The organism is Ferrovum sp., from assembly GCF_027317285.1.
In the GTDB taxonomy this organism is placed as follows: domain Bacteria; phylum Pseudomonadota; class Gammaproteobacteria; order Burkholderiales; family Ferrovaceae; genus Ferrovum.
Window position 1 is genome coordinate 1 of sequence record NZ_DAHVHV010000016.1, and the last position, 9,386, is coordinate 9,386.

8 protein-coding genes, 1 pseudogene and 1 riboswitch are annotated in these 9,386 nt (G+C 55.9%); of the genes and pseudogenes, 5 read left to right on the top strand and 4 right to left on the bottom strand.

Features of this window, described 5'->3' with window-relative positions:
* Together M6F29_RS05255 and M6F29_RS05260 are read right to left on the bottom strand one after the other, a co-directional pair.
* Positions 1-408, bottom strand: a pseudogene (locus M6F29_RS05255) (hypothetical protein); the annotation flags it as partial.
* The gene (locus M6F29_RS05260; RefSeq protein ID WP_298157820.1) at positions 405-1,631 is read right to left on the bottom strand and encodes a hypothetical protein; all 1,227 of its coding nucleotides are present in this window, start codon (positions 1,629-1,631) and stop codon (positions 405-407) included. The pseudogene M6F29_RS05255 and the gene M6F29_RS05260, both read right to left, overlap by 4 nt.
* 253 nt (positions 1,632-1,884) lie before the next feature.
* Here M6F29_RS05260 and M6F29_RS05265 point away from each other — a divergent pair, with 253 nt between their 5' ends.
* The gene (locus tag M6F29_RS05265) at positions 1,885-2,232 is read left to right on the top strand and encodes a helix-turn-helix domain-containing protein (RefSeq protein WP_298157821.1); all 348 of its coding nucleotides are present in this window, start codon (positions 1,885-1,887) and stop codon (positions 2,230-2,232) included.
* Positions 2,233-2,353: 121 nt separating this feature from the next.
* Positions 2,354-3,127, top strand: a complete 774-nt coding sequence (locus M6F29_RS05270) for a hypothetical protein (RefSeq protein WP_298157822.1) — start codon at positions 2,354-2,356, stop codon at positions 3,125-3,127.
* Positions 3,128-3,747: 620 nt separating this feature from the next.
* Here M6F29_RS05270 and M6F29_RS05275 read toward each other — a convergent pair.
* Positions 3,748-4,338 carry a hypothetical protein gene (locus tag M6F29_RS05275; RefSeq protein WP_298157823.1) on the bottom strand — a complete coding sequence of 197 codons (591 nt, stop codon included), beginning with the start codon at positions 4,336-4,338 and terminating at the stop codon, positions 3,748-3,750.
* An 81-nt stretch (positions 4,339-4,419) separates the two neighbouring features.
* Positions 4,420-6,327, bottom strand: coding sequence for a TonB-dependent receptor domain-containing protein (locus M6F29_RS05280; RefSeq protein ID WP_298157824.1), 1,908 nt, complete (start codon positions 6,325-6,327; stop codon positions 4,420-4,422).
* A gap of 124 nt (positions 6,328-6,451) precedes the next feature.
* Positions 6,452-6,661, bottom strand: a riboswitch (cobalamin riboswitch).
* Positions 6,662-7,034: 373 nt separating this feature from the next.
* On the opposite strand from M6F29_RS05280, the gene M6F29_RS05285 reads away from it, so the two are divergent.
* Genes M6F29_RS05285 through M6F29_RS05295 form a run of 3 tightly spaced genes read left to right on the top strand, consistent with a single transcriptional unit; the run spans position 7,035 to position 9,330 of the window.
* Entirely contained in the window at positions 7,035-7,487 is a 453-nt protein-coding gene (locus tag M6F29_RS05285; RefSeq protein WP_298157825.1) for a DUF2924 domain-containing protein, read from the top strand.
* Entirely contained in the window at positions 7,484-8,851 is a 1,368-nt protein-coding gene (locus M6F29_RS05290; protein WP_298157826.1) for a recombinase family protein, read from the top strand. Before M6F29_RS05285 ends, M6F29_RS05290 begins: the two co-directional genes overlap by 4 nt.
* Positions 8,848-9,330, top strand: a complete 483-nt coding sequence (locus M6F29_RS05295) for a hypothetical protein (protein WP_298157827.1) — start codon at positions 8,848-8,850, stop codon at positions 9,328-9,330. Before M6F29_RS05290 ends, M6F29_RS05295 begins: the two co-directional genes overlap by 4 nt.
* Positions 9,331-9,386: the final 56 nt, after the last annotated feature.

Here is a 9,386-nt window from a genome sequence, read left to right on the forward strand (position 1 = left end):
AACCTTCCGGTTCTGCCTGAGGTCGCCCACTTTCCACAAGGTGCCGGGTACCAGTTCCTCGGAGATCTGCCTCGAGGCAATTCCGAAGGCCAATCGCACCTGATCGAGCAACCACTCTGGATCAGCGGACCACGCCTTGAGGGAGGCATTCGTGATCGGGACATGACCGCATTCCGGACACAATCCCTGGAGCGTTTTTCCTGTCCTGCGGGGTTCGATATCGTGCTCGCCACACCACGGGCATAGGATCCATGGGGCATCCTGGGCGGCCGTGATCATGCCGTACTCCCTCAATGCCAGAAATGCATCCCGATCCGAGGCATCGAGGGAATCTTCCACAATTTTTCCATCGGGCTCTTCCAGCATACTGACCAGCATGGACAGCATCCGTGGAGCGACAGGCCTCACGGCATGACATTCATTTGGGGTCTGGCCCCGATTTTGGGCGCATCCACCAAACCCCACTCCACAAGAAGCGGTTCGATCAAATAGCGTTCTGCCTCCGAGAACTTGTGCAGATTGGCCTGCCCCTTGCGGTTGAACCGTAGCGGGAGAGTTTTCTTATCCTCGCCTGTGCGCCCCACCTCGGGATAAAAAGGCAACTCAATCAGCGCGCCGACGATCTGCCATTGGCGTTTCAGAGGTTTGTCGGTCGGGTAGGCTGTCCTGAGCAGTTTTTCCACCGATGCGCGGTTACCTCGCCCCATGACCTCGAAGGTGCTGCGCAGCCCTGAGACCCTATCAAGGACGGCAATTCTTTTGAGGCGTGGCTGTTCGATACCGATGGTTTCGCGATCAAATATGTCCACGCCATCCAGCAGCGAATCCAGGCGGTAAACCTGTCGATTTATTTGCAATGCGCCGCCTTTTTTCTTGAGGCCGTGTTCGGCGAATGTCTCGACCAGAACCTTCTGCGCCTCAGCACCGCCGGGGGCGACAGTTTCGGTGCGTCCGGTGGCCAGGTGAAAGTTGAGCACCGAAGTGCGGGAAAGGATCAACGGGCTGCGCCGGAGCGTTCCATGTTCCCAGCGAGCACGATTGCACGCGTGGTCGGAAAAGTCGATGACCAGGAGAATGCTGCCCTCGACGTGTCGGGAGACGACATAAGGTTTGTGGTGGCGACCGTAGCCGAATCGTTTGAGGTAGAAAGTCGAGACGGTTGCCGAGATGGCGTTTAGCGAGTCCTGGTCGAGTTTCAGATCCGGACAGGCCGGCAGGGTCCAGCGCTGAGACGAATCCCGAGCCAGCCCCTCATCGAACAGGCGCGCAACGATCGCCTCGTTAAATTTGCCCGGTATGTTCACATAGAGCCAAAGTGCCCTTTCTTCTGGCGACTCCAGATTCTGGAATGCATCTGCGGTCTCTGGACAGGCGCTGCACACCCCCATCATCTGGCGCGAACCAGCACCATCGGCGAGTTGTGCCACCTGTTCAATGGCGGCGATCAGGTCATTTCGAACGGCTGGGTCGGGGTGGGTTTCGATGGCGTCTGCCAGAGATTCTGCCAACGCTGGTTCGTCCGTTGACCAGTCCAGCACATCTTCCGTATCGAAGAGATGTTCTGCCAGAAAATCCCGCATCAAATCGGTGTTGAGGGGGAGATTGCGCAGAAAACCACGAAAATTAACCATCGGTCAGCTCCTGTTTCTTATGCAAGGGAGCGTCGGCAACGGCATCCCAAACACCTCGGTTGTCACTGCGGCGGGTTCCAGGCCGGGGTCGGTAACAGAGTTCGTTTTGTGTCACAAATGTATTTAAAATTAGACTAAATGTATAACGATAGAGAACTCTCGAACAATTTTACACTTCTCATCGTTCGTGTCAACTACCATTAGCCCCATGGTTCTCTTTCATGGTATTTCACAGAAATCAGGAGATGAAATTGTGAGTGCACCTTTTGGCAGTCGGCTGCGACGATTGCGCCAGGAACGGAAGTTGACAATGGAACGACTGGCAAAGGCCGTGGGCGTTTCAAAAAGTTACATCTGGGCCCTGGAAAACAACCCTGAGCAGCGTACCCAGCGGACCTCGGCCACCGTGATGAACAATCTTGCCAAGGCCCTGGGTATTACCATTCAGGACTTGCTGGGTGAAACACCGTCCGAAGCATTGGGCGCAGAAGCCAATCCGGAGGATGTGATTTTTTTACGGAATTACATGAACATGGATGCAGAAGATCGTGAGACCTATCGGCAGATGCTGGAGTTTTTCAGGAAGCAGAAAGACAAGTGATCTGGAAGGTGAGACACTGCGCGAAATGAAGTTGCAATATTGCTGGGATGCTCCAGTATCCCACTTGGCTATGCACCGGGGTGACCTATCAGTGGGCATCATAAAATACAAGGAGAGGCTCATGCAGACCACAGACAACCTCATCAATAACTTCACGACAAAGGCACGACAATTACTTGGCAAATCACCAACTTTTCCACAAAAACCGGGGTCCATCCTGTACAGCGCGGCATCAACCCTGTGCAAGGGAAGTTATTACCTCATGGGTTACAACCCTGGAGGGGATCCCGAATCCATTCCAACAACAATACTGAAATCGTTGCAAGGACTGCCACAACAAAGTAAAAATGCCTACCTGGACGAAGACTGGAGTGGATATCCTGAAGGGGAATCACCGTTTCAATTGCGGGTCCGATACCTGCTGTGCGCATTAGGCGAAAAACCCGAAGTAGTATGCGCCAGTAACCTGATATTTGCCAGAAGCCGTAGCGCCAAGGAGAGGATGTATCCGGGCGATGCGGACCTCTGCTGGCCGGTACATGAACTCATTCTGGATATCGTTCAACCCAAAGTAATTCTCTCCATCGGAAATTCCGATATATCGGCTTACGCATACATACGAAACAAAATGGGCTCGCCTACAAAACACACCACCCCCGCCAGACACGGCAATTGGTCGGTCCGGGCCGCACATGGAACAATCGGTTCGCATGTAATGACCGTTATTGGCCTGCCCCACCTCAGTAGATATGCCATCAATGGCGAAAATAAAGATGAAGTGATCGACTGGATACGCCAGCAAGCAGGAGAGACCAGGCCGGCAATCGAGCGCCGACATTGCCCAGACCTGAAATCGCCTGCAAGTTCGTCGCTGAAGTATTCAGGGAGGCAGTAGTTTGACATTTACAGGGGTCGCCCATCGGTCAGTACGAGTGTTGGCGCCAACAAAAAACCGCCAATGGTGATAACTTCCAGTTTATGCTGGAGTATCAGCAATCTAAGCAGAGGTGCCACCAAGTGCTATTGACAGTTTACGGGGCTACAGTTGTCACCCTGATGATGCTGTTTTACGCCTTCGAATCACGCTCCCATTGGTTTACAATGGCTTTTGCCATGGCTTGTATGGGATCGGCGGCTTACGGCTTTCTTGCCGGCACTTGGCCATTTGGAGTGGTTGAAAGTATCTGGTCACTGGTGGCGCTACATAAGTGGTGGGAACTACGTGCTCGGTGATAATCAACAATATAAAGAGCGGAGCCGGATTCTGACCAGGCTCTTTCCCACCCTCATCGGGCCCTATTCCCCGCAACTTGCTTAGGGGGGTTATTAGCGACAACCCATGGTTGACACCCCCGCTTTACGCGGTACAAAGGCTCCTGAATTCTTCACACAAGAGGGCCAGCGACTTGGACAGTGACCATGGTTGCATTCACAACGCACCGTTACAGTTCGTCGATCGAGTCTCCGTTGCTATCACCGTTGTCGTCTGGCTCTTGGGGATGGGCTATACAAATCTCAGGGATGCCGTGGCAACTCCAAATTCCGCAGGTTTGGGACGGTAGAGCGTTGAGAGTACACTAACTGTTTGAGGATCATCGCCATTGCAACATAACACAGGGTGGCACCGATGACGGCGGGGCTGTATTGCAGGAGCCGAGGCAGGAAGCCGGACAAAGTGGGATGAGGGAAACGGCCACTGAGAAAATAGAATCCGCCACTGGAAAACAGTTCCGCTCCCAGGGTGGACAGAGAAACTCCCAGCGAGAGCGCAAAGCCGTCCCCCGGATGTTTCAGTGAAAGGCGGGCGGAGAGGCGACCGCTGAGCCACAGGGTGGCGCTGGCGGGCAGGAGCAGGGCGTAGGCTGGGGTAACGCAGTAACTGGAAACACCCCCCTGGGTGATGGCCCAGGCATCCACCCCGGCGCCCAGGAGGCAGAGCGCGGGAAAGGTCCAGCGCGAGGTGAGCAGCATCCCTGCCAGGAAAAATACCGCAAGGGAGGCATCGGGGAGGTGCAGCACTGGGGTCCATTGATGATTGCGTGTCACCATAAAAACGATGGCAAGCACTAAAAATAATCGGGTTTGGGAAGGATTCCAACGGGACATGAGGGTTCTCCATAGTACATAGGGTGGAAATATAGCATTGATGAGGAACGGCCGGTGGGATCATTGCCACCGGTCAGGATTTCAGGGAGCGTAGCGCGCTGTCAGATAAAATCCCCGGCCCATCTGGTTATACAGGTAGGCTGTCTGGTAATCCTTGTTGAGCAGGTTCATGACGGAACCCTGCAGGCGCCATTGGGGGTTGATGCGATACTCGGCGCGCAGATCGGCGGTGGTGAACCCGCCCATGCGGTAGGTATTCCCTAGCCCATCATAGCGCGCACTTTCGGCACGAATCGTCGTTCCTCCACTCCAGACGGTGCTGAAGGGGCGGTCAAGGCTCAGGGAACCCGACTGGGGTGCACGGCGTGGCAGATAGGAGCCATAGGTTGCTCCCGCCGTTCGGTCCGTGGCATCCAGCAGGTCACCCACCGCCCGCACCGACCATCCCCAGAGTTGCGTCCCGTAAGTGGCTTCCACCCCGCGAATCAGGGCGTTGTTGATGTTCAGCGCGGAATAGGCAAAGGTCACGGGGTTGAGATAGGGTTCAATCAGGTTGTTGATATGGGTTTCATAAGCGTGCAGAGACCAGTCCCCCTGGTCCAGCTTGCCATTCAGGCCCGCATCGAAACTGCCAGACGTTTCCGGACGCAAATTGGGGTTGCCATAGCCCGGGTAATACAGATCATTGAAGGTGGGGGCTTTGAACGCCGTGCCGTAGGAAGTGGTGAACTTGACCCGTTCGGTCAGGGCATAGCCCCAGGCGGCACTGCCTGTGGTCCAGGTGCCGAACTGCTGGTTGATATCCCGCCGGGCTGAGAGTTGAAGTTCCTGGGGGCCGAACTGCCCCAGATACTGCAAAAACAGGCCGAGGTTGGCGCGGGAAGTCAGACCATAGGCCGTGGTGGCACTGGTGATTTCATCCGTCTGGTCATCCAGTCCGGCAACAATGGTCTGACCCGTGGCCAGAGTCAGGGTGTTTTGCCAGGTGGCGCTGTTACGCGTGGTGTTGAACTGTCCGCTCAGGGAATTGTTGTAAAAATTGCTTGAATCGTCCTGGTTCTGGGCCACGCGCCACAGGGTTTGCCAGGTGGTGGTGGGGTTCCAGGTCAGGCTCGCTCCCAACACCTGCTGGCTGGTTTGCATCGGATAGTTGTACAGGCCATAGGGACTGACCGGGGCGGAACCGGCATACTGACTGGTGCCGCTGGTATGGAGCCAGTTGACTTCGGCATCCATGCCATTGTCCAGATGCCATCCCATGCGCAGGCGTCCAGATTGGTTGTGGTAGCCATCGTTGATATTGGGGTCGGGGGTGACTCCGCATCCGGCAAAGTTGGCATTGGTGCCGTGACAGGCGGGAAATCCGGTGGTGTCGAAACCGGACACTCCACCGCTGTACCACCCGCCATTTCCCATTCCCCCACTCAGGGAGGCACTGCCCAACGTGGTGCCATAACTGCCTACGCCTGTACTCAGGGTCGGGCTGAAGGTGTCACTCCCTTTTTTGGTGAAGATCTGGATCACGCCGCCAATGGCCTCGGAGCCATACAGGCTGGAGCGTGGACCACGGACGATTTCGATGTGGTCGATCAACTCCACGGGAATATCCTGAAAGGCCGCTTGTCCGGTGGTGACCGAGCCAATTTTGATGCCATCCACCAGTACCAGCACATGATCGGCATCGGTGCCGCGCATGAAGACACTCATGCCCTGACCCGGACCGCCGTAACTGGACACATCCATTCCAACCTGACCGCGAAACAGGTCGAACAGGGTTTGAGCCTGACTGCGTTCAATGTCTGCCCGGGTAATGACCGTTACCGGCGACAGACTGTCGCTGACGGTTTCTGGGATGCGGGTGGCGGTAATGATAACCGGGTCCAGGTTGGGAACGCCGTCATCGGCATGGGCCCATGAAACAGCCAGAGAAAGAAGGGGGGTAAAGCGCCAAAGAGGGGTGGAGCGGTAAGAATAACAACGATGTGACATGACAATCTCCCTGTAGTGAAATAACAGGGAAACACCAGGGGAAAAAAGCCCAATAGCCTGAAAAACGAGATATTGAACCCGAACACTGCCTCCCCGCAGTATTTCCGGTGCGCCAGACCATTCTGGCGACTTGATGCGTGGGGCCGGTCTCCGGGCTCGTTCCCATACTTCATCGTCTTCCCAATTCAGGAGCGTTAACCCCTTTGAATCAGTGACTACAGTGATGAAGTCGTCAGAACTTACCGTTGCGGGGGCAGCACAGGGTTTACACCTGTTTCCCGTTTCACCCTCTCCGTGGACTCACGGTTTGGGCACCCCAAATGTGAAACAACTCACATTTGCACGGCGGATTTTAGCATGTAGCCAGGGGCACATAAACTGTCGTGGTCAGAGAATGGCTTGGGACATATTTCAGCGAAGTTTTTGGGTCTTTCCTATCACTTCCCCCGAAACATGATTGTCTGACCCCCTCCGGGCGATATTATTCCTGACGGTTTAACAACTCGGATGGTACCCAGAATGACTGTCATACCTACTCCACCGGAGCTCATGTCAGCGCGAGCGCGTGCCCAGGAGGCCGCTTCCATCATGGCGGCAGCGATCGCCAGGCTGGATTCCACACGTCCGCGAGAGAGTGATATTTGTCTTGGCTTCTCGGCCCCCAAGCGCCTTCATATGACTCCGTCTCAACCAGAAGGAGAGTAAAAATGAAGGCCCAAAATCGAACCGTGTCGACCAGAGTGGCGGAGTTGCCGAAACTGGCGATGAAAGAATTGTGGTCGCTGTGGGACCAGTATTTTCCGCGTCGCCCCAATCATCACAACCGGAGTTATGTTGAAGGGCGCGTGGCCTACAAGATTCAGGAGGAGGCGTTTGGTGGCATAAAGCCCGAAGTGCACCAGCAGTTGTTGCGCATCGGTGAGGCCCAATCCAGGATGAAGGTTCGCAAGACGACCGGTGTTCGGGTTGTCCCCGGTACGGTGTTTGAGCGCGAGTTCGATAACCGCGAACATCGGGTGACAGCCTTGGCTGATGGGTCATTCGAATATGAGGGGCGGCGTTTCAAGAGTCTGTCGGCGACAGCCCGCCACATCACTGGAACGCAGTGGTCTGGGCCGCTGTTCTTTGGTTTGGTGAAAACTGAGCGGAGGGCGAAATGAATATCCTGGCTTCCAGGAAACGCTGTGCGGTCTATACGCGGGTTTCCACCGACGAGCGTCTCGATCAGTCGTTCAATTCTCTGGATGCCCAGCGGGAAGCGGGCCAAGCTTATATTGCCAGCCAGCGCGCCGAAGGGTGGATTGCGGTCCCCGACGACTATGACGATGGCGGTTATTCCGGTGGCAACATGGAGCGACCAGCCTTGAAGCGCCTCATGGATGACATTCTGTCGGATCGGGTGGACATTGTGGTGGTTTACAAAATTGACCGACTGACCCGCAGCCTGGCCGATTTTGCCCGGTTGGTGGAGATTTTTGAGCGCCACAAGGTGTCGTTCGTTTCGGTGACCCAGCAGTTCAACACCACGACTTCCATGGGCCGGTTGATGTTGAACATCCTGCTGTCCTTTGCCCAGTTTGAACGCGAGGTGACTGGGGAACGCATCCGGGACAAGATTGCCGCCTCCAAGCGCAAGGGGATGTGGATGGGGGGGTACCCGCCGCTGGGCTATGATGTCCGGGATCGTCACCTGATCATCAACGATGCCGAGGCGGCGACGATTCGCCGCATCTTTGAGCGGTTCTCTGAATTGCGCTCGGCCACTGAGCTCTGTCGTGAACTCACCATCGATGGAATCACCACCAAGATGTGGAAAACAGCCGATGGGAATGTCAGAAATGGCACGCCAATGGATAAGAAGTACCTGGCCAAGGCTCTGCGCAATCCCATCTATGTTGGCGAGATTCGTCACAAGGGTGCGGTGCATACCGGCCAGCACGAACCGATCATTCCCCGGCAGTTATGGGACCGGGTACAGGCGATTCTTGCCGAGGACGCCAGCGGACGGATGGGCAAGACCCAGACGAGGGGAAAGACGGATGCCCTGTTGCGCGGTCTGCTGTATGGGGCAAACGGGGAGAAATACCACATCACCTTTTCGAAGAAGCCGTCCGGCAAGAAGTACCGCTATTACATTCCCAAGGCGGATCAGAGATACGGTAGCGGGACCAGCGCCACCGGGATGATTCCTGCGGACCAGATCGAGGAGGTGGTTGTGAACTTGCTTATCCAGGCCTTGCAATCGCCCGAATCGGTCCAGGGGGTGTGGAAGCAGGTGCGATTGCTCTATCCGGAGATCGGGGAGCCGACGGTAGTGCTGGCCATGCGGCGTTTGGGTGAGGTTTGGAGGCAATTATTTCCGCAGGAGCAGGTGCGTCTGGCCAACCTTCTGGTTGAACGGGTCCAGTTGCTCTCTGACGGCATCGATATTGTCTGGCGCGAGGTGGGCTGGAAGGAACTGGCGGGCGAACTCGCACCGGACGGCATTGGGGGGGAAATGATGGAAATGGAGGTGATGGCATGAACCGGTCGTCGAAGAAACTCGTTCGGGACGGGAACCCGCATGAACGCCGCCACCCGCTGGAAGGCGGTGGTGTCAGGATCACCACATTTGTGCCCCTTCATTTCAGGAAGCGCGGCATCAGGAAAGTGATCGTCGGGCCGGACGGGGTGGATGAGCCGGTGATCATCAACTCGTCGGCATTTGTAATTCCCCCGATTCAGGACCATACGCTACTGAAGGCTCTTGCGTTGGCGCACTACTGGGGCAAACAGATTGATGAGGGCGTGGTGACAGATGCTGGCGAGATTGCGAAGCGGGAGCGAATGGATGTAACGCGGGTCAGGGAAATTCTGAGGCTCGTGATCATCGACCCTCGAACAGCCAACGCAATTTTTGAGGGGAGGCAACCCCGCACTTTGTCGCTTGAGTTCCTGGTGCGTAAAAGCCTGCCGCTGGACTGGGAGTTACAACGGCAGATGGTTGCGCAAGACGGGGGCTGAAAATGCTGTGTCGCCTCTGAAGAGCAAGTTTCCGTTCATACTGGAAGCCGGAAACC

Bases quoted from the DNA above. Each gene is read 5' to 3' on its own strand.
- M6F29_RS05260 (WP_298157820.1), bottom strand. From the start codon at position 1,631: ATGGTTAATTTTCGTGGTTTTCTGCGCAATCTCCCCCTCAACACCGAT.
- M6F29_RS05270 (WP_298157822.1), top strand. From the start codon at position 2,354: ATGCAGACCACAGACAACCTCATCAATAACTTCACGACAAAGGCACGA.
- M6F29_RS05275 (WP_298157823.1), bottom strand. From the start codon at position 4,338: ATGTCCCGTTGGAATCCTTCCCAAACCCGATTATTTTTAGTGCTTGCC.
- M6F29_RS05280 (WP_298157824.1), bottom strand. From the start codon at position 6,327: ATGTCACATCGTTGTTATTCTTACCGCTCCACCCCTCTTTGGCGCTTT.
- M6F29_RS05285 (WP_298157825.1), top strand. From the start codon at position 7,035: ATGAAGGCCCAAAATCGAACCGTGTCGACCAGAGTGGCGGAGTTGCCG.
- M6F29_RS05290 (WP_298157826.1), top strand. From the start codon at position 7,484: ATGAATATCCTGGCTTCCAGGAAACGCTGTGCGGTCTATACGCGGGTT.
- M6F29_RS05295 (WP_298157827.1), top strand. From the start codon at position 8,848: ATGAACCGGTCGTCGAAGAAACTCGTTCGGGACGGGAACCCGCATGAA.